Origin of the sequence: Varibaculum timonense (assembly GCF_027694345.1) — a bacterium.
Classification (GTDB): domain Bacteria; phylum Actinomycetota; class Actinomycetes; order Actinomycetales; family Actinomycetaceae; genus Varibaculum; species Varibaculum timonense_A.
The window spans coordinates 122,292-147,104 of sequence record NZ_JAQEVU010000002.1; the positions used below are offsets into that span (position 1 = coordinate 122,292).

The window sequence follows — 24,813 nt, forward strand, 5'->3', positions numbered from 1 at the left end:
CACGGACGCTAACGAGAGGAAAAACTTATGGCTATTTCCATGCAAGACATTAAAGAGCTGCGCGAACTAACTGGCGCAGGTCTAATGGAAGTAAAGAAAGCATTAGAGGCAGCAAACGGCGATAAAGATGAAGCAGTAAAAGCAATTCGCCTGGCTGGAAAGAAATCTTTAGCAAAGCGCGAGGATCGCTCTACCGCTAACGGTTTGGTAATGGCGAAAGTCGTTGATACCGATCAGGGTCAAGCTGGTGTAATGCTAGAAATGAACTCCGAGACTGACTTTGTTGGCAAGTCTCCCAAGTTCGTAGCCGCTGCCGAGGAAATCTTGCAAGCACTGGTAGACAGTGCAGTCAGCACCCGCGAGGAACTGCTGGAAGCAAAATGTGGCGAAGGTACCGTTCAGGACAAAGTCGAAGAAATCGGCGCCCTGTTCTCTGAACACATTGTTCTGGGTAAAGTCACTCGAGTAGAGGGCGAAGCTGTTACCAGCTACCTGCACTACTCCTCTGCGGACTTGCCCGCACAGGTTGGGGTACTGGTAGCCACCGATAAAGCCGGCGCCGAAGTTGCTCACGATATCGCCTTGCACGTTGCTGCCTACAGCCCGCGTTTCATCGACCGTGAGGAAGTTCCCCAGGAAGAACTGGATAAGGAACGCGAAACTTTGCGGGAAATGACCATCAAAGAAGGTAAACCCGAGAAAATCGTGGACAAGATTGTCGAGGGTCGGATGGGTTCTTTCTACAAGGACAACTGCCTACTAGATCAGGATTTCGCAAAAGATCCCAAGCAAACAGTGGGACAGATTGTGAAAACGGCTGGCGGTAAAGTTACTGCTTTTGCCCGTTTCCACGTTGGTTCTTAAGTAAAATAAGTTGTGGCCTCAGGAAATCCTGAGGCCACAACTCTATATGCAACCAGATTAAACCCGGTGATGAGGGCGCAAATTTAGCACGCAGTTCCCGGGAGTTAATTCTTTAGAAAACATAAAAAATAGGGCGTATTCGGACTTAAGCTGTCCTAGCGATTAGGGTTCGGGTTAAGGTAGTAACAGGCGCAAGAGTGCGCATTCGGACAGCAATAACATAAAGGGGATACTTTGAATCAGGAAGTCGTAAGTTCTCAGCGCAGAGTAATGCTGAAGCTGTCCGGGGAAGTATTTGGTGGCGGTCAAGTTGGCATGGATCTCGATGTCATCAACTCGGTAGCCCACCAGATTGGTGCAGCGGTAGCCAAAGGAGTTCAGGTCGCAGTGGTAGTTGGGGGCGGAAACTTTTTCCGGGGCGCTGAATTATCCCAGCGTGGCCTCGATAGGGCGCGCGCCGACTATATGGGAATGCTGGGAACGGTGATGAACTCCCTCGCTCTGCAAGACTTACTAGAACAAGCCGGGGTCACCACCAGGGTACAAACCGCTATTACTATGGGGCAGATTGCCGAACCCTATATTCCCCTAAAAGCGGTACGGCACATGGAGAAAGGTCGGGTAGTGATCTTCGGTGCCGGATCCGGCTTGCCCTTCTTCTCCACCGACACCGTTAGCGCCCAGCGCGCCCTCGAAACCCACTGCCAAGAATTACTGGTCGGTAAAAACGGGGTAGACGGAGTATATAGCGCCGACCCGAAAAAAGACCCCACCGCCACGAAATATGACCGCCTCACCTATCAAGAAGCCCTGCAAAAAGGGCTGAAAGTTATGGACGCTACCGCATTTAGTCTGTGCATGGATAACGGACTCGATACCCGCGTTTTTGGAATGTCTGAGCCTGGCAACGTTACTTCAGCGCTGCTAGGTGAGACAATCGGTACATTAGTTTCTGCTGACAAGGAGTAACCAAGTGATTGACGATATTCTGCTCGAAGCTGAGGAGAAGATGGAAAAAGCCATCGAGTTTTCCCGCGAAGAATTCACTGCGATTCGCACCGGGCGAGCTAACGCCGCCATGTTTAACCCGATTACTGTGGAATACTATGGGGCGCCAACTCCTTTGCAGCAGCTGGCAACCATTTCTATCCCCGAGCCACGCACCGTGCTGATTTCCCCCTACGACAAGTCCTCCACTAATGATGTCATCAAGGCAGTTCGGGACAGCGACCTGGGAGTAAACCCCACTGACGAGGGCAACCATATTCGGGTAACCTTGCCGGAACTAACCGAGGAACGCCGTCGCGACTACGTAAAACTAGCGGGGCAAAAAGCCGAGGAAGGACGGGTCTCTATCCGCGGTATTCGCCGTAAAGCCATGGATCAGCTAGAGAAGTTGAAAAAGGATGGCGAAGCTGGCGAGGACGAGGTAACACGCGCCGAAAAAGAAATAGAATCTTTGACAAAGAAGCAGGTAGAAACGATGGATAAACTACTTGCGGCCAAAGAAAAAGAACTAATGGAGATTTAGTTGAATAATCGCGCCCGCGCTTTCCGCGAGGGAGCTGCGCAATCAATATCGCCAGAGCCTACCAAAGAGCAGAGCGCTAATCCCAAGAAATCCCGGGCAGGACGTAATCTGCCAGCCTCAATAGCAGTCGGGGTAGGATTAGGCGGCTTAGCCTTGACATTATTGCTGGCTCCTACCGTATTTTTCTTAGGGTTTGCCATGGTTGTGGCAATTATGGCCGAATACGAAATGGCAGGAGCCTTAGCTCGAATAAAAATAAAACTTTGTCTACCTCCCTTGCTGGTAGGCACGGTGGGGATGCTCCTATGCGCCTATCTGCTAGGTCCGGAAGGGCTGTGGGCAGCAGTGCTCGCCACCATGATTGCCTGTGCAATTTGGCGGCTTAGTGTAGGGCCATCGAAGTTTGCGACCCGCGACCTGCTGGCTACTTGCTTTGTGGCTATCTACCTGCCCTTCTTAGCCTCATTCGTGATTGTGATGCTCCATAATCCTCATCATCCGGCACCGATTATCCTCTGGATTGTGATTACCATATGTAACGACATTGGGGGATATGCTGCCGGGGTGCTAAAAGGAAAACATCCGATGGCGCCAGCAGTTTCTCCCGCCAAATCTTGGGAAGGATTCTCCGGGTCAGTGCTAATGTGTACGGTCGCAGCGGCAATCGGGGTTTGGCTAACCTCCACCCAGTTATGGGTAATCCCGGTGTTAGGGCTATTAACCCCGGTAATTGCTACCTGTGGCGATCTAGGGGAGTCCCTAATTAAACGAGATTTGCAGCTCAAAGATATGGGCAGTTTACTGCCGGGGCATGGCGGAGTTATGGATCGCTTAGATTCGCTGCTACTGACGGTGCCCCTGTTCTTCTTGGTTTCGCTTTTTATATTTTAGGTACGGCAAAAATGGTCAGGGAAAGCAACCCAAGGAAAAACGGGAAGACAGAGATATTAAGGACGCCGCCTCGTCCTCGGCAAACAAACAAAACCGACGATAAACAGCTGATGCGCCGGGCGCGTCCCAAATACGACCCCCGCCAGGTGATGCCCACCGACCAGCCCCCAGAGGGTGCTACCAGCAGCGATGCCCGTCCAGTGCTACGGTTTCAAGCCACTAGACGCACTAAACCTACGGATCATTTAGCTGACTTCGATTTGGCTGGTCGCAAAAAATTCTTAAAGGATAATGGTTTTCCGCCCTTTAGAGCCGACCAGCTTTCTCGCCACTACTTCACCCATCTAACTACCGATTACGCCCAAATGACAGATTTACCGGCTTTAGGGCGCGAAAAACTGACCGAACTGGCTTTCCCGCCCCTAATAGAACCCGTTTTGGTGCGTAGCGGTGATAACGGGATGACCCGCAAATACCTGTGGCGACTATTTGATGGAGCCGAAGTAGAGTCAGTGTTAATGCGTTATCCTTCCCGGGCTACCCTCTGTATTTCTTGCGAAGTTGGTTGCGGAATGGCTTGCCCATTTTGTGCCACCGGTCAAATGGGGCTGACCCGCAACCTTTCAACCGCTGAAATCGTAGAACAGGTGCGCCTAGCCCGTAAAGCCTGTGAAGAGGGTGAACTGGGCGGCAGTAGCTGTCGGCTCAGCAATGTGGTGTTCATGGGAATGGGAGAGCCCATGGTGAACTATCGCGCGGTGTTGGGCGCGGTTCGTCGCCTGATTGCCGATTCCCCAGAAGGATTCGGGATGTCCGCGCGGGCAATCACGGTTTCAACTGTGGGGTTAGTGCCGGGAATCAAAAAACTGACAGAAGAAAAAATTCCGCTCACCCTGGCGATTTCCCTGCACGCTCCCGATGATGAGCTGCGTGATGAGCTGATTCCTTTAAATTCTCGATTCAAGGTTAGCGAATTGCTGGACGCTGCCTACCAGTATTTTCAAGCCACCGGTAGGCGAGTATCCATTGAATATGCTTTGATAAAGAACATGAACGACCAGGCGTGGAGAGCGGGACTGCTCGCAGATTTGCTGAATGCGCGCGGGCATGGCTGGGCGCATGTGAACCCGATTCCACTAAATCCCACCCCCGGATCGATCTGGACGGCGAGTGAATCCCACGCCCAAGCAGAATTTGTGGATACTCTGGAACGTAAAGGTATAACTACCACTATCCGTGATACTCGGGGACAAGATATCGACGGAGCGTGTGGTCAATTGGCAACTAAATCTCGGAAGGAGAGAACTGGCAAGTGAGCGAGAATAACTTTCCTAGAGCCGGTTTTTTTACGCGCGGATACGACCCCTCCCAGGTGGACGAGTTTTTTACCGATGCTCGCAAAGCCTACGAGGGCGGGATACCCGCCGAAGAGTTTTCGGCAGAACAAGTACGGGGCGCTCACTTTGACCTGGTGCGTCGCGGTTATCAAACTAGCGCTGTAGATCAGGCAATGGATCGGCTGGAAGCGGCATTTATCCGCCGTGACCGGGCAGATAATGTGGCAGTTAATGGTTCCCAGGCTTGGATGGAACGGGTAGCCCAACGAGCCACTACCCTCTATCCTCGGATGCTTCGCCCCGAGGGTAAACGTTTTGCGCACCCGGACGGTAAAGGCTATGACGCTGCCCAGGTAGATGCCCTCCTCGATCGGTTAGCGAAATATTTTGATTCCGATGAGGGAATTACTTCCAGCGAGATTCGCAACGCCACTTTCAAGAGCGCAAAGGACGAGAAAGCCTACAAAGAGGGCGTAGTAGACGCTTATCTGTCGCGGGCGGTAGAAGTACTGCTAGCGGTAGAGTAGCAGCATTTGATTAGGTAGCGGTTAATAGTTTTCTGGTAACAGGGAGGCTCTTTGCGCGAGGTTTTCATGTTAGGCTCTACCGGTTCTATCGGTACCCAAGCTCTGGAAGTAATCGCTAAAAATCCGGGGCGGTTCTGTGTGCGCGCCCTCAGCGCCGGTGGGGCTAGTCTCGAATTACTTGCCCGGCAAGCGGCACGTTTTCGCCCGGACATAGTTGCGATTTCTTTAGATAGGGGCGAGGAATTCGCAACTGCGCTAGCTGCGGAACTTCCTGGGGGCGAAAACTATCAACCCGAGATTTTAACGGGAGAAGATGCTAGTGCCCGAGTGGCGGGCAGAGCCAGCCGGGAAGCGGTAGTCCTCAATGGGATTACCGGTGGGGTGGGGCTGGCTCCTACTTTGGCAGCTCTAGAAAGTGGAGCCACCTTGGCGTTAGCGAACAAGGAATCCCTGATAGTAGGGGGAGCCTTGGTTAAAGCTGCCTGTCAGCGCCCTGGTCAAATCGTGCCGGTAGATTCTGAACATTCGGCGATTGCCCAAGCCTTAGCTTCCGGTATTCACCATAAGGGGCTAACCAGTGTAAACCAGGATGGACGCAGTGAAGTTAGCCAAATAATTCTCACTGCCTCCGGAGGTCCGTTTCGGGGTAAAAAACGCGCTGATTTAGCAGAAGTAAACGCGCAGCAAGCACTTAATCACCCTACCTGGTCGATGGGGCCGGTGGTTACCATTAACTCATCCACCCTGGTAAACAAGGGGTTGGAACTGATAGAAGCTCACCTTTTGTTTGACGTGGCACCCGAGGATATTGTGCCGGTGATACACCCGCAATCTATCGTTCATTCCGGGGTAACCTGGCGTGACGGTGCTACAGTTTTGCAGGCCTCCCCGCCCGATATGCGACTTCCGATTGCCCTGGGGCTAGCTTGGCCGACCCGCTTGGATAACACGGTAACCCCCCTGGATTTCGCTGTGGCTCAGCAATGGCAATTTGAACCGGTAGACCACGAAACCTTCCCGGCGATAAAACTTGCCCGGCAAGCAGTAGCAGCCTCGTCCTCCCATCCGGCGGTTTATAACGCCGCCAATGAAGTATTCGTCGATGCCTTCCTACAAGGACACCTACCCTACCTGCAAATAGTGGATTCTCTAGCGCAAGTATTGTCCGAACATATCGGGGTAGATAATCCAGATTTAGGACAAATTATGACTGCGCAAACCTGGGCGAAAACCAAGGCTCAGGAAATTGTCATGAACGCTAGGTAGGCTATCCCCATGGCATTTTTACTTGGCGTACTAATCGTGGTTATCGGGCTAATCGTCTCTATCGGTCTACATGAATGCGGACATTTACTGCCCGCAAAGAAATTCGGGGCATTAGTACCCCAGTTCATGATTGGTTTCGGTCCCACCTTGTTCTCGCGCAAACGCGGGGAAACCGAATACGGAGTGAAAGCGATTCTCCTAGGAGGGTACTGCAAAATCCTGGGAATGTATGGTCCAGGAAACCTTGACCAGGTGGGATATAAACTTGACGGAAAAAAGCTTACGATACGTCAGGCGCGAGGCCTAGAACCCGACCAGGCCGATAAACTGGTTCCCACCTGGTCGCAAGAAGCCCGAGACGCCTCACTAGCAGAAATACCTACCGAGAAACGTTCCCGCGCATTTTATAACCTGCCGGTTTCCAGGCGCCTAGTAGTCATGTTCGGTGGACCGGTAATGAACCTGTTTTTATCGTTTGTGCTGATGGGGGTAGCGATGCTGGGAATCGGAATCACCACCCCCACTACCACCGTAGACAAAGCTGTCTGCCTAAAAGCCGGTCAAGTAGTAGATTGTTCCCAAGCCGGCGCGCAGCCCGCTCCCGCAGCGAAAGCCGGAATAAAACCCGGTGACGTTCTAGTTTCCTGGAATGGAAAAAAGATAAATACCTGGGACGATTTACGCCAATATGCAAGCCAGACTCACGGTGAAGCCACCGTTAAGGTTCGCCGTAACGGACAGACGCTCGATTTTCAGCTCAGCCAAGTAGATGGGAAAGCAGGGCTCTACTCCAAAACTGAACGCGCCAGCACCGGGATAGCCACCTACGGGAAAACCATGTGGCAGCTGTTCTACCAAACCGGAGCGGTAGTATTAAAACTGCCGGTAGCAGTGTGGAACGTGGGGATATCGGTATTCACCGACACTCCTCGCGATAGCGCCGGAATCATGTCTGTTCTGGGAGTAGGCAGAATCGCAGGAGAAATCGGATCTGCGCCCTCAACCCAGGTAACCCTGGCAGATCGCGCCGGAGGGTTGCTTTCCCTGTTAGCTTCCCTAAATATGGCACTATTCGTGTTTAACCTGATTCCGCTACCGCCCTTAGATGGCGGCCATATTGCCGGAGCCTGTTGGCAAGGAATTAAGAACACCTATGCGAGGCTCCGTTCTCGCCCTGCCCCCGGTCCGATTGATGCCGCGAAAGCCGTTCCCTTAACCTATCTGGTAGCAGGGCTGCTAATCGCTATGACCGTGCTACTGATGGTGGCAGACGTTACTGACCCGATTCGCTTACCGTAACCGACCGGTTTAGAACTAGGGTTTACGCCCCTAGCGCGTAATAATAGAAACGTGAGTGTTGAACTAGGAATGCCGGAAGTAAAGCCCGCGGGTTTCCCGCGAAAAAAAACTCGCAAGATTCGTTGCGGAAACGTAGAAATTGGGGGAGATGCCCCGATTAGCGTACAGTCCATGTGCACCACCAAAACCACCGATATTGGTGCCACCTTGCAGCAAATAGCGGCTCTAACCGCAGCCGGGTGCGATATTGTGCGGGTAGCCTGCCCCAGCGCTGATGATGCGGAGGCTCTGCCGGTAATCGCCCAAAAATCTACGATTCCAGTAGTCGCCGACATTCATTTCCAGCCCAAATATGTGTTCGCCGCGATTGAAGGCGGGTGCGCAGGGGTGCGGGTTAATCCCGGAAATATCCGCAAATTCGATGACCAAATAGAAGAAATAACCAAATGCGCCCGTAAACACGGCACCGCCCTGCGGATTGGGATAAACGCCGGTTCCCTCGATCCGCGAGTAATGGCGCGCCACGGGAAAGCCACCCCGGAGGCTTTGGCAGAATCCGCCGTTAATGAGGCACGCCTGTTCGAGCAATACGATTTTCACGACTTCGCAATCTCGGTTAAACACCACGACCCGGTAACTATGATTCGCGCCTACGAATTGCTTAGTGAAATGGGGGATTGGCCGCTGCACCTGGGGGTAACCGAGGCCGGTCCGGCTTTCCAAGGAACTATCAAATCGGCTACTGCTTTCGGGGCGCTGCTGCGTCAAGGTATCGGAGATACTATCCGGGTTTCTCTGTCGGCAGACCCGGTAGAGGAAATAAAAGTCGGGATCGAAATCCTGCAATCCATGGGGCTAAAAGAACGCACCCTGGAGATTGTTTCCTGCCCTTCCTGCGGACGCGCCCAAGTCGATGTTTATACCCTGGCAAACGCCGTCACCGATGCGCTCAAGGACGAGATTAAAGTGCCGCTGCGAGTTGCGGTTATGGGGTGTATCGTGAATGGCCCCGGTGAGGCGCGGGAAGCCGACCTGGGGGTAGCCAGCGGTAATGGCAAAGGAAAAATCTTTATTAAAGGTGAAGTGATTAAGACGGTTCCCGAAGAGGAAATCGTGCCCACCTTGATTGCAGAGGCGCATCGTCAAGCCGAGCTGCTAGGCCTAGAAGAAGGCTCCGGCGAAGTTGAAGTGACCGTTTAGTCCTTAGGCAGGAGTGGAAAAAGTCTAAAATCCGAGCAATGCGCGTGAGCAGTTTTTGCCTCGCGCCCCGAAATCCGTGAAAATGCCTTGGCATTTTCACGGATTTAGTGCCTTATGAATTACAGATTTTTAGATTTGTTACCGGGTATCCGATTTAGGGAGTCTTGGTGGCTAGGGCGTTACCCCTCGGCATAAATCCGCTCACGCGCTTAATAGCAGTCACCTGTTGCGTCTGTTCCCGTGCCTGTAACAAAGCCCAAAATCGTAGAGACTTGTCCCGCGGGGAGGATTGGTTTTTCCTCCTGCCCAAGAATTCGGAAAACGTAGCGGCGTTTCCCGAATTCTTATGCCCACCGCCCCTGCTCGGATAAAACCAATCCTCCCCGCTTAAATGCAATCTAAGCTCACATCTTTTCCCACTACTACGTAAAAAATCTAAGAGCCTGCTAGCGCGCGTGAGTAGATTTTGCCTCGCGCCCCGAAATCCGGAAAATGCTTTGGCATTTTCCGGATTTAGTGCCTTATGAATTACAGATTTTTAGATTTGTTACCGGGTATCCGATTTAGGGAGTCTTGGTGGCTAGGGTGTCTACCCCTCGGCATAAATCCACTCACGCGCTTAACCCAGCTGCCTTTTTATATTGTTCTTCCGTGACGCTTCTTGCAGGAAGATAGCGCCTTGCAAAATCTTCAGCGGCGCTGAAAGTGGTCATAACGTTGGTTTCTATCACCGTAACCCCGAGCGCGAGAGAGAAGTTTTATCCGAGTCGGTTAGGCGGGCGTAAAACTCGCAACTGCCCGTGGGCAGTTGCGAGTTTTTGGGCGGGAGGAAAAACTTCTCGCTCGCGCGGATCTATCGGCTAGTTCCCACGCACCTAGTACCGAAGGCTTTCACATGATTTCTGTAAGGATGGCGCGGTTTAGGTTCCTATGCATCATCTACTAAACTGGCGAACGTGGCTTACAATATGTCGAATTATTTTGTTAGAACTCTGCGGGAAGACCCGGTCGATGCCGAAGTGGATTCCCATAAACTACTGGTACGCGCCGGTTATATTCGCCGCGCCGCACCCGGGATTTACACCTGGACCCCGCTAGGGCTGCGCACCATTCGGCGCGTAGAGCAGGTAGTACGCGAAGAAATGGATCGGATTGGCGCACTCGAAGTGTCTTTCCCCGGTTTATTACCGCGCGAACCCTATGAAGCAACTAACCGCTGGGAAGAGTTCGGCCCGTCCTTATTCAAGCTGCAAGATCGTAAAGGTGGCGACTATCTGTTAGCTCCCACTCACGAAGAAATGTTCACCCTGCTGGTCAAAGACTTTTATTCTTCCTATAAAGACCTGCCGGTCGTCCTCTACCAGATAAAAGAAAAATACCGGGACGAGGCACGTCCTCGGGCAGGACTAATCCGCGGACGCGAATTCATTATGAAAGACGCCTATTCATTCGACCTCACCGCCGAGGGATTAGAAGAATCCTACCAGGCTCAACGCCGTGCCTATCAGCGTATTTATTCTCGGCTCGGGTTAGAATACGTTATTTGCTCCGCAATGGCAGGGGCAATGGGAGGCTCGCGCTCCGAAGAGTTCATCTTCCCCTGTGCCATTGGGGAAGATACTTTCGTGCGCTCCGAGGGCGGTTATGCCGCCAATGTGGAGGCAGTAACCACAATTCCCCCGGAGCCGAAAGATTATTCACTGATCCCTGCCGCGATAGAGCGTGAAACTCCGGGTGCGCACACTATAGAGGAAATAGTTACCTATTCAAATCAGCATTTCCCGCGCGAAGATGGCAGGGAGTGGACTAAAGCAGATACTTTGAAAGCCTTCATGGTAACCGCTACTCATTCCGATGGTAAACGAGAAGTCCTGTTGCTCGCAGTACCTGGGGATCGTGAAATCGACATGAAACGGCTAGAAGCTTCCCTAGGGGCAGAAGTAGAGATGGCCAGCGAAGCAGATTTGGCGCCCTATCCGAGCATTGTTCCCGGATTTACCGGTCCTACCTGCGCCGGTCCAGACCATCCAGAACGAAAAAATGACGAGAATGGAAACATCTCGGGAAGTCCCCGCTGCCTGCTAGATCCGAGAATCGTTGAAGGAACCGAATGGATTGCGGGTGCTGGAAAAGAGGATACCCATATTTATCATTTGGTAGCCGGTAGAGACTTCCGTGCTGACGGATTTGTTGAGGCAGCCGAAGTACGTGACGGAGATTTAGCTCCCGACGGCTCAGGACAGTTACAAACTGCGCGTGGGATTGAAATCGGGCATATTTTTGCTCTAGGAACCAAATACGCGAAAGCCCTAGGGCTGAACGTGCTAGATGAGAATGGAAAATCCCAGGTAGTTACGATGGGTTCCTACGGGATTGGAGTTTCCCGCGTAATGGCTGCTATCGCGGAAGAATACCATGACGAAGTGGGATTGAAATGGCCAACCAATGTGGCTCCTTTCCAAGCCCATGTTTTGGTTACCGGCAAAGATGAAGAACTATTTGCCGCCGCAAAAACCCTAGGAGATGAGCTCACGGCAGCCGGTATTGATACTTTGATTGATGACCGCAAGCGGGTTTCCGCCGGGGTAAAGTTCAAAGACGCGGAACTGCTAGGAATGCCCTGGCTAGTAGTGGTAGGGCGCGGGTTAAAATCCGGGAATGTGGAAGTGCGTTGCCGCGCCGATGGTAGTCGAGAAGAAATCCCGCTAGATCAGGCAGTAGAGTTTGTGGGTGCTAAAGTGCGCTCCGATTTAGAGGACGCATTTGCGCGGGCAGAAAAAGTAGTGCCCGCTTCGCTCGCGGCAACTGGCAGCCTTGCAAACAGTGGAAACCAGGAGGAATAAATCGTGGCATTTCGAGACATTAGGGTTATCGGTGACCCGGTTTTACGTACCCCTTGTGAGCCGATAACTGAAATAGATGAACGAGTGAAGCAGTTGGTAGAAGATTTATTAGAGACTGTTGATGCCGATGGGCGTGCCGGTCTAGCGGCTAACCAAATTGGGGTAGGGTTGCGCGCTTTTTCTTGGAACATCGATGGGGAAGTGGACTACATTCTTAATCCTCGTCTGGTAGAGGTTTCAAAGGATGAATATCAAGACGGTGACGAGGGTTGTCTGTCGGTTCCCGGCTTGTTTTTCCCCTGCCAGCGTGCCTGGTATGCCCGCGCCGAAGGAATTGACCTTGATGGCAAGCCGAAAGTGGTGGAGGGGGAAGAACTAATGGGACGTTGTATCCAGCATGAATGTGACCACTTGGATGGTCATCTCTATCTTGATCGCCTGGATCGACTCACCCGTCGGAAAGCCTTTAAAGCAATCCGCGAAAAGGGTCTGTAACTTCTTAAAGTTCAGTTACCTTTTGGGTCGAGTTCGGGGAAAGCACTCGGGGGACCCCGGTGAGCCTTGCTGCGCTCGGCTCAAGCCCCCTCTCGCATCTTTCCCCGAACTCGACCCGTGCTATGAGCCTGATGGTTGTGAGTTAGCGGGGAATCTGGGTTTGTCCTCCTGCCCAAGAATTTGGAAAACCTGGCGGCGTTTTCCGAATTCTTATGCCCACCGCACCTACTCGGATCAAACTTTCCCCCGCTTTTCCTGATCTTTACTCCCACATATTTAGCGACCGCGCCCCTTGATGTTCCGAAATCCTGCCCCTCGGCATAAAACCGCACCTGCGTCTGCTTGGACGAAACTTTCCCCCGCCTTTCTGTCATTACTTACGCATATTTACCCGCCGCGCCCTTTTTAGGTGACGTTTTGACCCTCCCGGTGCAGTTGCGCCCTCCCGAGATGGCAATTGTGGTAGTTATTGGGGTGTTTTGCCGGTATTGGGAGGGTGTTTTTGTCTGCGGAGGGTGAAAACGGCGCGTATGCCTGAAATCAGGAGGGTAGAAATGTTGCCCGGGTGAGTGTGGTTGCTTGGTTGCGTGTATGAAAACCGTGGGTGCGGGGGAAAGTTTGTCCTCCTGCCCAAGAATTTGGAAAATGTGGCGGCGTTTTCCAAATTCTTATGCCCACCGCACCTACTCGGATCAAACTTTCCCCCCGCCCATCTGCCAATACTCCCGCATCTTTTACCGACCACGCCTCTTGATGTTCCGAAATCCTATCCCTCGGCATAAAACCCCCCTCGCATCTACCGGGATGAAACTTTCCTCCTGCTTTTCCTGTCTTTACTCCCACATTTATTACTGCCCGCGCCCTTTTTGGTGACGTTTTGACCCTCTCGGTGCGCTTTCGCCCTCCCGAGAGGGGAATTGTGGTCGTAATTGAGGCGCTTTGCCGGTATTGGGAGGGTGGTTTTGTCTCGGGAGGGTGAAAACGGCGCGTATGTCTGAAATCAGGAGGGCGGAAAAGTTGCTCCGGTGGGCGTGGTTGCTTGGTTATATGCTTGGAAATTGTGGGTGCGGGGGAAAGTTTGTCCTCCTGCCCAAGAATTTGGAAAACGTGGCGGCGTTTTCCAAATTCTTAAGCCCACCGCACCTACTCGGATCAAACTTTCCCCCGCATTTCTGTCTTTACTTCCGCATATTTACCCGCCGCGTCCTTGATGTTCCGAAGTCCTACTCTTCGGCATAAAACCGCCCCCCGCATCTGCCTGGATGAAACTTTCCCCCTGCTTTTCCTGTCTTTACTCCCACATCTTTTACCGACCACGCCCTTTTTGGGTGACGTTTTGACCCTCCCGGTGCGGTTACGCCCTCCCGAGATGGGAATTGTGGTCATTATTGGGGCGGTTTGCTGGTATTGGGAGGGTGTTTTTGTCTCGGGAGGGTGAAACGGCGCGCATACCAGAAAACGGGAGGGTGAAAATGTTGCTCAGGTGGGCGTGGTTGCTCGGAAATAGCCGAAGTTATTTTCAATAGCTGGGTAGAGGGTGAGAATCGCGACCACTAAGTAGCAACAGGTGTCACATTAGCCTCATTGGTAACATAATTGCCGGTCGGAGGCTTTTGGGGTTGTCCTAAACGGCTATCGAGGGCAAAATAGAAGTTGAGACGCCGCGTGTCATCACTCTGTAGTGCATACAGGTCGTAGGGGAAGACGAACCTGACAATCACTAAAGGAGAAGCGATGAACAAGGATTACACCCGCGGTGTACTTTTTGTGCATTCATGCCCGCGTGCACTTTCGAGTCATGTGGAATGGGCGGTTGGTGCAGTTCTAGATCAGCGCATCAACTTAGAATGGACAGAACAACCTGCTCAACCGGGAATGTTCCGCTCGGAACTGTCCTGGGTAGGGCAAATAGGTACTGGCGCTAAACTTGCCTCTGCGCTGCGCGGATGGGAGCATTTACGTTTCGAGGTAACCGAAGATGCTTCCGTAAATAACAACGGAGGGCGCTGGTCATACACCCCTGAACTGGGGATATTTCATGCCCAAACTGATGTGGTAGGCAATGTGGTAATCCCAGAGGATCGGGTGCGAATTGCCCTTGCTCAAGGCAGTCAAGAGGAACTGCGGCATCTATTGGACTTGGCGTTGGGAACCGCGTGGGATGAAGAGCTGGAACCTTTCCGCTACGCGGGGGCGGGAGCTCCAGTGCGCTGGCTGCACCGAGTGGGTTGAGATGGCGCTAGATGCTGATGCCTTAGCGGCGCTCGCCGATTTCGGTAAGGGTCTGCCTGGTGGCGCGGAGGTTGAAGATGGAAAAGAGGGCGAGTTTTTTCTTCAAGTCTCAGAAACTGGGATAGTTACCGAGGAAACCAGTGCTACTGCCTCGGATGCGCCCTCAGGAAATCTCCCTCCTGCTTGGGAAAGCTTTCCAAGTGATTTAGAAGTTGTAGCCGCGCTGTTAGCGGCGGTATCTGCTGAAACTGGTGAGAAACAAGAATCGCTGTTACCGCAGACAAATCTGATAGACGATCTTGATTTCGATGACCTGTCGTTATATGCGGTAGTGGCGCAGCTAGAGGCGGAACTAAAGGAAAAACGCTCCGATGCTCAAATCGTAGAATGCGAAACCCTAGGGGAGCTGGCGCTCCTATATGGATCCAGTAAAAACAGGGCAAATAAATAAAGATATACATTCTTATCTTTATTTCAAATAATGGCAATGTTGAGGTCTTTCCTGCCATTATGAGGTCAAAAACGAATAATTGGCATTTATCGCTGGCGTAAATCTTGTTTAAAAACTCAAAGATACTGACTTGTCTTGGAGATATGGTTACAAACTATTGATGCTTGCCCCATTTTTTCGAGAGAAATACTCTCCCCGCCAACAATAGTGAGTATGAGTAAAAATCAAGATTTTGAGAACAAACATCCGCGACATATTAATGGCAGATTCGCTGGGAAGCCGCATGCAGAATCTGGGCTAACGCTCCAACTTGACAAGGGTTATCCGACCTCTGGCAGCCAGAATATGCCTCTGCGGGACAATGCCCCCGGCGTAGAGAACCCGAAACCTAATACGGATATCGATGGCTGCCCGGAGAAATCTGAGCCTCCAATGGAGGGCTGTTCAAAAAGGGCTTCACTTCGCACTTCGTGGAAGATGGTTAAATCTCTAACACAATCGTTTACGTTTACTGTGTTCGTGGCAGTGGTAGCGTTTTTGCTATCCATGGGACTTTTGCTCTTCCTCATGGAAAAAGAATCAAATAAGAACGACACGCAGATACCGGAGGTTGCTAATAATCCTACGACAACTACTACTGCTATCTCTGGAGAATCTACTTTTTTCAAGGGTTATCCTGCCCTGTATGGAGGAGTGTCTTAGTGCTCACGCAAGAGTTTTACTGGGCGGATTGCGCGATTTCTTTTAGTCGCTCACGCAGGGCTTCGGCATTGCCGAGGGCGTCGTAGGCTGCGTCCTCGGAAAGAACTCCGCGCGGCAAATCTTCCGGTAAAAGCCCCTGGTTATCGGCATCTAAATCTTCCCACCAGGCCTTCCCGGAATAATAACTATCCAAGGCGCGGTAATCGTCCCACATCTGCTCATAGGTATCGAGGGCGTCCTCGACAGTTGCAATCGCGTCATTGAGGCTCACTAGCGCTGCCTCCATTTGCGATACCCGCTCGATTTGCTCCGCGGAAACTCCAGTTTTTTCCATAGCGCTATCCTCCCACACCTCGCCCGCAGCCGCTTATCCCAGGATATTTCTAGAGGGCGCACCTGCGGTTATCCTGCATTCAGAACCTAGCCCAGTGTCGGTTAATGCTATAACTTGTCGCAATCTATTGACCGGCGTCCAGGCGTGTAGTATCTTGTACTACAAAGGGGAGGGCAAGAGATGGCATTTTCCATCCGGATGAGTACAGAAGAAAAGGAGCTAGCCACCAGCTATGCGAACTTACACTCCATTACCTTGGCAGAAGCCTTTAGGCAGGCACTATTCGAAAAGATAGAGGACGAGTTCGACCTGACAGTAGCCGATGAGGCTCACCGCGAATGGGAAGAGGACGGAAAGAAATCCTACTCGTGGGACGAGTTCAAGAAAGAGCTCGACCTGTGAAATATCAGTTCCGGGTGACTAACAGGTTCAAAAGACAATTTCGGAAACTCGATCGTTATACCCAGCGCATGATAAGCAACTGGATTGATAAAAATCTGGTGGGCACTCCCGATCCCCGCAGTCACGGTAAACCGTTGCGCGGGAACTATGCGAGGCAGTGGCGTTACCGCATCGGAAACTATCGCCTCATCTGCGAGATTGAAGATGACCACTTCTATATTCAAGCCTTAGTAATCGGGCATAGCAAAGAAATCTATCGCTAGCGGTAGCGGCGCAACTCTTGGTAAACCCCGAGAAATAAGACCAGGGGTGTCCGGGTTCGCAATAAGCGGGTTAATGCGACCTAGTGCCCTTTAATAGGGCAAATAGTAACTCCAGACTCAATTGGGGGCGCATTTTTTGGGGTGGAGGTAGCTCCAGAAAGTAAAGGGGGGCGCCCATTGGGAAATGGGCGCCCCCCTGATGCTATTAGTGTCAGACTTTACTGTTCGCCAGAAGAACCAGCATTCGGATTTAACAGGTCATAGCGATTCAATGCCTGAGTAACCACCGAGCGATCTGGAAGAATCCCGTCCTCATTTAAAGCCTCCAAGGCCTGAACCACCAGGGACTCTGCATCAATCAAGAAGTGGCGGCGAGCGGCGGCACGGGTATCGGAATACCCGAAATCGGAAGCACCCAGCACCTTGTAGCGTCCCGGCACCCAGGGGCGAATCATATCGGGAACCAGATGGTCATAATCCGAAGTTGCAATCACCGGTCCAGTGGCATTACGGAGCCGCTGAGTAACATAGGGCAAGCGATATTCTTCATCCGCATGAAGCAGATTATGGCGATCGCTCTCCATACCGTCCCGGCGCAGTTCATGCCAACTGGTCACCGACCAGACAGCCGCGTCCACCCCCCAATCCTGCATCAAAAGCTTTTGCGCCTGCAGCGCCCAAGGAACCGAAATCCCCGAAGCTAGCAGTTCTACCTTCGGTCCGCCATTTTCATAGTGGCCGGTCAAGGCATACATGCCACGCAAAATCCCCTCAACATCGACTCCTTCAGGTTCTGCCGGCTGGTGAATCGCCTCATTGTAAACCGTCAAATAGTACATGACGTTCTGATCGCGCCCATCGGAGCCATCTCCATACATTCGTTGCAAACCGTCACGAATAATATGGCGCAACTCGTAAGCATAGGCCGAATCGTACTGCACAAACGCCGGGTTAGTAGCAGCAATAATCGGGGAGTGACCGTCGGCATGTTGCAGACCCTCACCAGTTAAAGTGGTACGTCCCGCGGTTCCGCCAATTACGAAACCTCGTGCCAACTGGTCTCCGGCAGCCCAGAACTGGTCACCCGTCCTCTGAAAACCAAACATCGAATAGAACAGGTAGAACGGGATCGTGGGTTCCCCATTAGACATATAGGAAGTGCCGGCCACCTGGAAAGCGGCAGCTGCTCCCGCCTCATTAATCCCGGGGTGCAGAATCTGGCCATCTTTACCCTCGGAATAATGCAGCATCAAATCTTCATCGACTGCCGTGTAATTCATGCCCAGAGTGTTATAGATTTTCGCGGAGGGGAACATGGAGTCCATCCCGAAAGTCCGCGCCTCATCCGGCACGATCGGCACAATCCGCTTGCCGAACTCTTCATCCTTTAAAAACTCTTTCATTAGACGCACCAGCGCCATGGTGGTGGCAACTTTCTGTTTACCCGAACCTCCTTTGAGGACGTCATACACGGAATCGTCGGGTAAAGAGATCTGCATCTGGTTGCGTTCTTTAGGACGCGAAGGCAAAAAACCGCCCAGCTTTTCGCGACGCTCAAACATATATTGCAAGGATGGGTGATCCTCGGAGGGACGGTAATAGGGAGGCAGCTGCGGATCCTTCTCCAGCTCCTCATCGGTAATCGGAATATGTAGCCGGTCGCGCAGCGCCTTCAAATCTTTCAAGTTCAGCTTCTTCATCTGGTGAGTGGAGTTGCGTCCCGCGAAAGTCTCACCCAGCACATATCCCTTAATAGTGTGCGCCAAGATAACAGTCGGCTGTCCCTTATGCGCCATTGCCGCATGATAGGCCGCGTAAACCTTGCGGTAATCATGACCGCCCCGCCGCAAATCCCAAATCTCCTCGTCGGTCCAGTCCTCCACCATTTTTGCGGTGCGCGGATCCCGCCCAAAGAAGTGTTCACGCACGTAAGCGCCATCATTAGCCTTGAACGTCTGGTAGTCGCCATCCAGACATTCGGTCATCACCTTCAGCAGCGCATGGTCATGATCCTTGGCTAACAAGCGATCCCAGCCGCGACCCCAAATCACCTTGATAACGTTCCAGCCGGCGCCTCGGAAAAATGCCTCAAGTTCCTGAATAATCTGTCCGTTACCGCGCACTGGACCATCCAGACGCTGCAAGTTGCAGTTCACGACAAACGTTAGGTTGTCGAGTTTTTGCTGTCCCGCTAGCTGCAACATTCCCCGCGATTCCGGTTCATCCATTTCCCCATCACCCAGGAAAGCCCAAGTGTGCTGGTCAGAACAGTCCTTGATTCCCCGGTTAGTCAAATAGGTATCAAACCAGGCCTGGGTAATCGCCTCGGCCGGCCCCAGCCCCATAGACACGGTGGGGTATTCCCAAAACTCGGGCAGGTGTCGCGGATGCGGGTAAGAAGGCAAACCGTGAGGGGCTTGAGATAGTTCCTGACGGAAACCATCCATATCCTCCTCAGATAGCCTCCCCTCTAGGAAAGCCCGCGCGTAAATACCGGGGGAGGCGTGCCCTTGGAAAAACACGTGATCCCCGCCGCTCGGATGAGACTTGCCGCGGAAGAAATGGTTAAAGCCCACCTCGTAAAGAGTAGAGATAGAAGCATAGGAGGAAATATGACCCCCCACATGCACCCCTTGGCGTTGCGCGCGGGTAACCTGCACGGCGGCATTCCAGCGCATCCAGCGACGATAATCCCGCTCGATGCGTTCATCCCCGGGGAAAGTCGGTTCATCATGCGGCTTAATCGTGTTCGTGAAAGGCGTATTTAAATTGGCAGGCACCGCCACGTTTTGTTCACCTGCCGCCGCTAACATTCGCAACAGTAAATCGCGAGTACGCTCCGGACCGCGTTCTTTAATCAGTTGGTCTAAAGAATCGAGCCAATCACGGGTCTCTTCCGGGTCAGGGTCTGGTATTGCCTTGGCTAATTGGTGTATAGAATCCAGGGATGCTTTATTCTCAGACATATCACTCATAGGTATTGCTGCTCCTTCAACCAAAGACCATACAAATCTAATTCTTATCTATTTTTCGTGCTTTCGCTACTGCTCTTTAGCCGACTAATGAAAATGAGGGAAGTCTTGGTAAACCGGTTACACTCAAAAGTGATTTAAGGTGGCAATAATGCTGAGAATAATCGCGTTTACCAGGGATTATAGGTGGTAATGGCGTGGGGTTATTTCAGGAAACAGTGAAATATGGGCAGAGATTAGCTGAAACTCGGCGCTAGTGTTTTTCCCAATCGTCTCAATCATGTATTTTAGAGAACGTGGAAACCACAGGCGAAAGGCATGAAACTTCCCTATCCGTTTCGGAAATGGGGTTTAAAGAAGAGCAAGTCATTCAAGAATTTGGTTGGGATGAAGATGTTGATGAAAATCTTCGTCAAGCCATTATGGATCAGATTGATGACGATTTAGCAGATGAAGATTTCACCGGCATGAGTGATGGTGCCCTGATTTGGTGGCGTGATGATGACGGGAACGCCGATGATCTTTCAGATTTGCTGATGGACGCAATGGGTAATATGGATGAAGGAGGACGAATTTGGGTGCTCAGCCCAATCGCCTCTGATCCGCAGGCTGTTGATCCGCGTCTAATCGAGGAAGCAGCTAAAACCGCGGGAATGAATCCTACCACCTCGGAAGTGGTTTCTCCCCAGTGGGCAGGTACGCAAATCGTTTCCCGCGCCCGCTAAGCAGCGAAATATTTACTTTTGCCGGGAACCATCCCGGTAAAGGTAACCCGCGGCTAGATTCGCGACTATTAAACCTGCTGTAACTGCTATAAACCCAAAAATGTTTATAGTGGTAGGTTGGGAGAATACATAGAAGGAAACGAATCCCGCAAGGAACAGCATCGTCCCGGTCAGGTAAGTAATTTTTGCGGCCTTGGAAGCGGTTGTTTTACTCGCAAAAACAATCCCTATAGCCCCTATAGCTGCAAACAGAAATGCGAGAACTAGCACGCTAGCTGACACCCAAGTGGGGGCTGGGGCGGTGGACTCCCAGGCATACCCCCACAACCCTCCGGTCAAGCCGGTGAGCGTCAGCGAAGAAAATAACGGTATCCACCTGTAATACATAAAGTGATAGTAATCCCGGGCGGGATTACACACAATTTCGTCGCCCTCACTATTGCGAAAACCCGAACGATTTTCGTACCGTTCGGGCTCCTCCTGTGCCAGTAATCCCTAACGGGATTACGCACGGTTTCCTCACTCTCACTAGCAAGCAAGCTTGCTGTTCGAGTTCGTCACGGTGGGCCCAGAGGGACTCGAACCCCCGACATCCACGGTGTAAACGTGGCGCTCTAGCCAACTGAGCTATAGGCCCTAGACCTGTTAAAGAATACCCAATCTCGACAGAGAAACAAACTTGACAGAGTGTGATATGAATCGAACTCATAAAACCCGTGCCAATACCAACAAATCTGGCGGTAGAGAATAAAATGACGCGCCCTCCTGCCTGCGCGCCCTATTGCAGCCCTGGGGGAGAGCATGGGAAAATCAGGAGAAGCGATTAGTGGAAAGGGGGCGGCGCAAATCCTAGAAGAATCACGGGTCAGCAAACAAGACCTAGAACGAGCCTATGACCTGGTTCGCCGTGTACGCGCACGCCACCCAAACCCACACGTAACAGACGCCGCCCCAGCTATCGCAAATCAAAACCAATCCGATAACTATCCGCCCGCGGAACAAAAAGGGCTAGAACTACTGGATTGGACGAGTACCGCGCTATCTAGACAAAGTTCGCACGGCGGAGATTTCTCGCGGCAATTGCGGGAAGAATTTCAGCGCACGAACGCATCTGACCTGGATATTTCAGAGGTCGAGTATCGCCGGGTTCAGTTAGAAAAAGTATTTCTTGTGGGCATATATGACCATGACCGCTCTCATGCGCAGCAGTCCCTGTCCGAACTGGCTGCCCTGGCACAAACCGCAGGAGCCCAGCTGGTAGGCGCGGCTTTGCAGCGACGCAGCACCCCGGATGCCGCAACTTTCGTAGGGCGAGGTAAAGCTAAAGAGTTAGCCGAGCAGATAGCGGCGCTGAACGCCGACACCGTAGTCGTAAATGCCCAGCTCCAGCCCTCCCAGCGGCGAGGACTGGAAGACATAGTTCAAGTGAAAGTCATCGACCGTACCGCCGTAATCCTGGACATTTTCGCCCAACACGCCTCCTCGCGCGAGGGGAAAGCCCAAGTGGAACTGGCGCAGCTACAATATCTGCTGCCCCGCCTTCGGGGCTGGGGACAATCAATGTCTCGCCAGGCAGGAGGGCGCGTGTCGGGGGGAGCGGGAATCGGTGCGCGCGGTCCAGGTGAAACCAAACTGGAAACTGACCGCCGCCGGATTACCAAGCGAATCGCGAAATTACGCCGCGAGATTCAGCAAATGAAAAAAGGACGGGACACTAAACGGGAAAGCCGTCTGCAAAGCGCCCTGCCCTCAGTGGTAATCGTGGGCTACACCAACGCCGGAAAATCCTCTCTACTAAATGTCCTGGTAGACGCGGATGTGATGGTGCAAGATGCCCTGTTTGCTACTCTAGATCCCACCGTGCGCCAGGCGCAAACCCCCGATGGGCGCAGCTACACCCTAACCGACACGGTAGGTTTTATTGATGAACTTCCGCACGAGCTGGTAGAAGCTTTCCGCTCCACCCTAGAGGAAGTTGAATACTCCGATGTAATCGTGCACGTAGTAGATGCCAGCCACCAGAACCCCTCCCATCAGGTAGAAACCGTTAAGGAAGTGTTGGGGGAGCTAACCAACATTTCTGCGATCCCCCAAATTATCGTCCTCAACAAAGCAGATTTGGTAGATGCATTCCATATCCGCGCACTGCAATCGTTAATACCTGGGGCGATAGCGCTCTCGACCCGCAGCGGGCAAGGTCTTAGCCAGCTCCGCGAAGCAATCGGCAAAGCGCTACCTGCGCCCGCTAAACCCATAGATTACGTAATTCCCTATAGTCATTCTGCTCTGGTAGCCCGACTCCACCAGGAGGGTATCGTCGATACCGTGGAGTATCTAGAACAGGGCACTCATGTTATAGGGCGAGCTGGACCGGCCTTGGCGCAAGCCATATTGGAAGTGGCGAACTAGATGGATTCTTCGGTTTCTCCGCTAGTTGCCACTGCCGATAAGGGTAAAGGCAGTGGCGGTAAAGATGCGAGAGCAGCGTGCGAAATTCTGCAAACCTGTATTGAGCGTATTGGGGGAAGTAAACGCGAGGAACAGGTTCAAATGTGTAATCTGGCGAGCCGCTCATTTTCTTTAGAGGGCGCGCAATTGGTGGGGGCAGGAACCGGTACGGGCAAATCTCTTGCCTATCTGGCGGCTGCTTTCCAGCAGGTCATAGACCATGGGAAACGGGTTGTAATCTCGACTGCTACTTTGGCGTTGCAGCGTCAGCTCCTCAGCTGTGATATTCCCACGGTAGTGGGGGCGTGCCGGCAGCTCGGGTATCCTCTTCCAAACGTGGCGGTGCTAAAAGGGTGGTCAAACTATATTTGTCGCTGGAAACTGGCCGCTCCCGAAGAAAGTGAAGCTCTCTTTCCCGCCTATGAGGTGACTGCGGCTTCCCCCACTTTGGTGGGCAAACAATTGGCGCGGCTGCGGGAATGGGCGCAAGAGAGCGATAGCGGGGATCGTGACGACCTAGAGCGGGCAGTCACGTTATCCGCCTGGCGGCAAGCCTCAATCGCTGCTAATCAATGTCAGGGGAAAACCTGTCGCTATTTTACTGACTGTTTTCCTAGAGATGCCCGGCTCAAAGCCCAAGATGCCGATATTATTGTCACTAATCACGCGCTATTAGCGATTTCGGCACTCACCAGCGCCGAGCTGCTGCCAGATTTTGAAGTATTAATCGTTGATGAGGCGCACGAGCTTCCTTCCCGGGCGCGCTCGCAAGCCTGCGTGAACCTTTCAGGTGCGGCAATAGAAAGGATTGCTCGCAGCGCTAGAAAGCATTTTGATTTGCCAGTCAGCAACCTTTTTGAGGTATCCGAACGTTTATCAAAAACCTTAAATGACTTGCCCGAGGGGGAATTGAACTCTATCCAGGGAGCTTTGCAAGAGACTTTAACTGCGCTGCAAATCGAACTATCTGATATCTCTGGGCAGGTTAGTAGCGCTAATAAAGAGGACGAAAATAAAGGTAAACAAAAAGTGACCCTGGCTCAGATTGAAGAGTCTTTAGAGGCCGCTGAACTAATTAGCTGCTTTGACCCGACCAAATCGGCTGCCTGGATTGAGGAAGAAAAATCTGGGGAACGTTGCCTTTATTCGGGGCCTCTCGACGTGGGAAATAAACTGTATGCGAACCTGTTTAAGGGACGTTCTTGCGTGCTGACTTCTGCCACTATGCAGCTGGGAGGATCTTTTAATCCAATTGCTTCCTGCCTGGGGCTGCGCGGTTCGCACACTTGGCAAGGTAGTGATTTAGGTAGTCCTTTTGATTACGCTAAGCAAGGAATCCTGTATGTGGCTTCTGATTTGCCACGTCCGGGGCAATCAGGGCTAGATCAATCGGTTCTGGAAAGAGCCTTAGAGCTATCTGAGGCAGCTGGCGGGGGAGTGTTAGGGCTATTTTCTTCCTTTAAGGCGGCTGAACAGGCAGCCCAATATTTTGCCGATAACTGTGACTTCAAGGTACTGTTACAGGGAGAACGACCTATAAATCAGCTGATAGATGAGTTTTCAGCTAATCGTGATTTTTGTTTATTTGGTACGCTTTCACTTTGGCAAGGAGTGGATTTGCCGGGGGATACCTGTCGCCTAGTGTTGATTGACCGAATACCTTTCCCTCGTCCTAATGACCCTTATATTTCTGCCCGTACCCGCGCTGTTGAGGTCGCAGGGGGAAGTGGCTTTGCCGAGGTTTCCCTCACTCATGCGGCGTTATTATTGGCTCAGGGGGTAGGGCGACTGATTAGAACTGCCGATGACCGGGGAGTAGTTGCAATCTTAGATCAGAGACTAACTACTGCCCGGTATGCTAACTACCTGCTTAAATCCTTACCCCCTTTTTGGAAAACCACCAATCGGGATACTGTGCTGGGCGCTTTAAAGCGTCTATCGAAACAACAAGAATCTGCCCAGGACAGCTAAAAGACGAGAAAGACTATAAAATCACCCTGAAACTAGGTCGTTTTTCATCGGCATTATCAA

The 24,813-nt window shown here is 52.2% G+C and carries 22 protein-coding genes and 1 tRNA gene; 19 read left to right on the forward strand and 4 right to left on the reverse strand.

Annotated elements, in window-relative coordinates:
• Positions 1-27: 27 nt before the first annotated feature.
• The 14 genes from tsf to PG728_RS02175 all read left to right on the forward strand — a co-directional run bounded on the left by tsf (position 28) and on the right by PG728_RS02175 (position 15,638).
• Positions 28-864: a translation elongation factor Ts gene (gene tsf / locus PG728_RS02110; RefSeq protein WP_270625506.1), complete on the forward strand. Its 837-nt coding sequence runs from the start codon at positions 28-30 to the stop codon at positions 862-864.
• A 270-nt stretch (positions 865-1,134) separates the two neighbouring features.
• Positions 1,135-1,833 (forward strand): UMP kinase, encoded by a 699-nt coding sequence (pyrH, locus tag PG728_RS02115; protein WP_072509790.1) that lies wholly within the window; start codon positions 1,135-1,137, stop codon positions 1,831-1,833.
• A gap of 4 nt (positions 1,834-1,837) precedes the next feature.
• Complete coding sequence (frr, locus tag PG728_RS02120) at positions 1,838-2,395, forward strand: ribosome recycling factor (RefSeq protein WP_072509347.1); 558 nt, start codon at positions 1,838-1,840, stop codon at positions 2,393-2,395.
• Positions 2,396-3,286 (forward strand): phosphatidate cytidylyltransferase, encoded by an 891-nt coding sequence (locus tag PG728_RS02125; RefSeq protein WP_270625508.1) that lies wholly within the window; start codon positions 2,396-2,398, stop codon positions 3,284-3,286.
• A gap of 110 nt (positions 3,287-3,396) precedes the next feature.
• Positions 3,397-4,602, forward strand: a complete 1,206-nt coding sequence (gene rlmN, locus PG728_RS02130) for a 23S rRNA (adenine(2503)-C(2))-methyltransferase RlmN (protein ID WP_270625663.1) — start codon at positions 3,397-3,399, stop codon at positions 4,600-4,602.
• Positions 4,599-5,150, forward strand: a complete 552-nt coding sequence (locus PG728_RS02135; RefSeq protein ID WP_270625509.1) for a DivIVA domain-containing protein — start codon at positions 4,599-4,601, stop codon at positions 5,148-5,150. Before rlmN ends, PG728_RS02135 begins: the two co-directional genes overlap by 4 nt.
• A gap of 66 nt (positions 5,151-5,216) precedes the next feature.
• Positions 5,217-6,416, forward strand: coding sequence for a 1-deoxy-D-xylulose-5-phosphate reductoisomerase (gene dxr / locus PG728_RS02140; RefSeq protein ID WP_270625664.1), 1,200 nt, complete (start codon positions 5,217-5,219; stop codon positions 6,414-6,416).
• Positions 6,417-6,425: 9 nt separating this feature from the next.
• Entirely contained in the window at positions 6,426-7,715 is a 1,290-nt protein-coding gene (locus PG728_RS02145) for a M50 family metallopeptidase (RefSeq protein ID WP_270625511.1), read from the forward strand.
• A 69-nt stretch (positions 7,716-7,784) separates the two neighbouring features.
• Positions 7,785-8,915 (forward strand): flavodoxin-dependent (E)-4-hydroxy-3-methylbut-2-enyl-diphosphate synthase, encoded by a 1,131-nt coding sequence (ispG, locus tag PG728_RS02150; RefSeq protein WP_270625666.1) that lies wholly within the window; start codon positions 7,785-7,787, stop codon positions 8,913-8,915.
• A gap of 956 nt (positions 8,916-9,871) precedes the next feature.
• Positions 9,872-11,758 carry a proline--tRNA ligase gene (locus PG728_RS02155; protein ID WP_270625513.1) on the forward strand — a complete coding sequence of 629 codons (1,887 nt, stop codon included), beginning with the start codon at positions 9,872-9,874 and terminating at the stop codon, positions 11,756-11,758.
• A gap of 3 nt (positions 11,759-11,761) precedes the next feature.
• The gene (gene def, locus PG728_RS02160; RefSeq protein ID WP_270625515.1) at positions 11,762-12,253 is read left to right on the forward strand and encodes a peptide deformylase; all 492 of its coding nucleotides are present in this window, start codon (positions 11,762-11,764) and stop codon (positions 12,251-12,253) included.
• Between the two features lie 1,734 nt (positions 12,254-13,987).
• Positions 13,988-14,485 carry a DUF3145 domain-containing protein gene (locus PG728_RS02165; RefSeq protein WP_072509354.1) on the forward strand — a complete coding sequence of 166 codons (498 nt, stop codon included), beginning with the start codon at positions 13,988-13,990 and terminating at the stop codon, positions 14,483-14,485.
• A 1-nt stretch (position 14,486) separates the two neighbouring features.
• Positions 14,487-14,936 (forward strand): phosphopantetheine-binding protein, encoded by a 450-nt coding sequence (locus PG728_RS02170; RefSeq protein WP_270625516.1) that lies wholly within the window; start codon positions 14,487-14,489, stop codon positions 14,934-14,936.
• Between the two features lie 213 nt (positions 14,937-15,149).
• Positions 15,150-15,638, forward strand: a complete 489-nt coding sequence (locus PG728_RS02175) for a hypothetical protein (protein ID WP_270625518.1) — start codon at positions 15,150-15,152, stop codon at positions 15,636-15,638.
• A 16-nt stretch (positions 15,639-15,654) separates the two neighbouring features.
• On the opposite strand, the gene PG728_RS02180 is transcribed toward PG728_RS02175, so the two are convergent.
• Positions 15,655-15,972 (reverse strand): DUF4298 domain-containing protein, encoded by a 318-nt coding sequence (locus PG728_RS02180; RefSeq protein ID WP_270625519.1) that lies wholly within the window; start codon positions 15,970-15,972, stop codon positions 15,655-15,657.
• Between the two features lie 180 nt (positions 15,973-16,152).
• Here PG728_RS02180 and relB point away from each other — a divergent pair, with 180 nt between their 5' ends.
• Together relB and PG728_RS02190 are read left to right on the forward strand one after the other, a co-directional pair.
• Positions 16,153-16,374: a type II toxin-antitoxin system RelB family antitoxin gene (gene relB, locus PG728_RS02185; RefSeq protein ID WP_270625521.1), complete on the forward strand. Its 222-nt coding sequence runs from the start codon at positions 16,153-16,155 to the stop codon at positions 16,372-16,374.
• Positions 16,311-16,637, forward strand: coding sequence for a type II toxin-antitoxin system RelE family toxin (locus PG728_RS02190; protein WP_333558160.1), 327 nt, complete (start codon positions 16,311-16,313; stop codon positions 16,635-16,637). The genes relB and PG728_RS02190 overlap by 64 nt, the downstream gene beginning before the upstream one ends.
• A 218-nt stretch (positions 16,638-16,855) precedes the next feature.
• Here the strand turns inward: PG728_RS02190 and aceE are convergent, their stop codons facing one another.
• Complete coding sequence (aceE, locus tag PG728_RS02195) at positions 16,856-19,603, reverse strand: pyruvate dehydrogenase (acetyl-transferring), homodimeric type (protein ID WP_270625670.1); 2,748 nt, start codon at positions 19,601-19,603, stop codon at positions 16,856-16,858.
• Positions 19,604-19,905: 302 nt separating this feature from the next.
• Here aceE and PG728_RS02200 point away from each other — a divergent pair, with 302 nt between their 5' ends.
• On the forward strand, positions 19,906-20,334 hold the full coding sequence (locus PG728_RS02200; RefSeq protein WP_270625524.1) for a DUF3052 domain-containing protein: 429 nt from the start codon (positions 19,906-19,908) through the stop codon (positions 20,332-20,334).
• A gap of 12 nt (positions 20,335-20,346) precedes the next feature.
• Here the strand turns inward: PG728_RS02200 and PG728_RS02205 are convergent, their stop codons facing one another.
• Positions 20,347-20,721: a hypothetical protein gene (locus PG728_RS02205; protein WP_270625526.1), complete on the reverse strand. Its 375-nt coding sequence runs from the start codon at positions 20,719-20,721 to the stop codon at positions 20,347-20,349.
• A 176-nt stretch (positions 20,722-20,897) separates the two neighbouring features.
• A tRNA-Val gene (locus PG728_RS02210) sits at positions 20,898-20,971 on the reverse strand.
• A 164-nt stretch (positions 20,972-21,135) separates the two neighbouring features.
• On the opposite strand from PG728_RS02210, the gene hflX reads away from it, so the two are divergent.
• Together hflX and PG728_RS02220 are read left to right on the forward strand one after the other, a co-directional pair.
• Positions 21,136-22,743, forward strand: coding sequence for a GTPase HflX (hflX, locus tag PG728_RS02215; RefSeq protein WP_270625529.1), 1,608 nt, complete (start codon positions 21,136-21,138; stop codon positions 22,741-22,743).
• A complete protein-coding gene (locus PG728_RS02220; protein WP_270625532.1) occupies positions 22,744-24,753 on the forward strand; it encodes an ATP-dependent DNA helicase in 2,010 nt (669 codons plus the stop codon).
• The last annotated feature ends 60 nt before the right edge of the window (positions 24,754-24,813 follow it).

Coding starts and splice junctions, on each gene's coding strand:
- tsf (WP_270625506.1), top strand. CDS start 28: ATGGCTATTTCCATGCAAGACATTAAAGAGCTGCGCGAACTAACTGGC.
- pyrH (WP_072509790.1), top strand. CDS start 1,135: ATGCTGAAGCTGTCCGGGGAAGTATTTGGTGGCGGTCAAGTTGGCATG.
- rlmN (WP_270625663.1), top strand. CDS start 3,397: ATGCGCCGGGCGCGTCCCAAATACGACCCCCGCCAGGTGATGCCCACC.
- dxr (WP_270625664.1), top strand. CDS start 5,217: ATGTTAGGCTCTACCGGTTCTATCGGTACCCAAGCTCTGGAAGTAATC.
- PG728_RS02145 (WP_270625511.1), top strand. CDS start 6,426: ATGGCATTTTTACTTGGCGTACTAATCGTGGTTATCGGGCTAATCGTC.
- ispG (WP_270625666.1), top strand. CDS start 7,785: ATGCCGGAAGTAAAGCCCGCGGGTTTCCCGCGAAAAAAAACTCGCAAG.
- PG728_RS02165 (WP_072509354.1), top strand. CDS start 13,988: ATGAACAAGGATTACACCCGCGGTGTACTTTTTGTGCATTCATGCCCG.
- PG728_RS02170 (WP_270625516.1), top strand. CDS start 14,487: ATGGCGCTAGATGCTGATGCCTTAGCGGCGCTCGCCGATTTCGGTAAG.
- PG728_RS02175 (WP_270625518.1), top strand. CDS start 15,150: ATGAGTAAAAATCAAGATTTTGAGAACAAACATCCGCGACATATTAAT.
- PG728_RS02180 (WP_270625519.1), bottom strand. CDS start 15,972: ATGGAAAAAACTGGAGTTTCCGCGGAGCAAATCGAGCGGGTATCGCAA.
- relB (WP_270625521.1), top strand. CDS start 16,153: ATGGCATTTTCCATCCGGATGAGTACAGAAGAAAAGGAGCTAGCCACC.
- PG728_RS02190 (WP_333558160.1), top strand. CDS start 16,311: ATGGGAAGAGGACGGAAAGAAATCCTACTCGTGGGACGAGTTCAAGAA.
- aceE (WP_270625670.1), bottom strand. CDS start 19,603: ATGTCTGAGAATAAAGCATCCCTGGATTCTATACACCAATTAGCCAAG.
- PG728_RS02205 (WP_270625526.1), bottom strand. CDS start 20,721: ATGTATTACAGGTGGATACCGTTATTTTCTTCGCTGACGCTCACCGGC.
- hflX (WP_270625529.1), top strand. CDS start 21,136: ATGGGAAAATCAGGAGAAGCGATTAGTGGAAAGGGGGCGGCGCAAATC.
- PG728_RS02220 (WP_270625532.1), top strand. CDS start 22,744: ATGGATTCTTCGGTTTCTCCGCTAGTTGCCACTGCCGATAAGGGTAAA.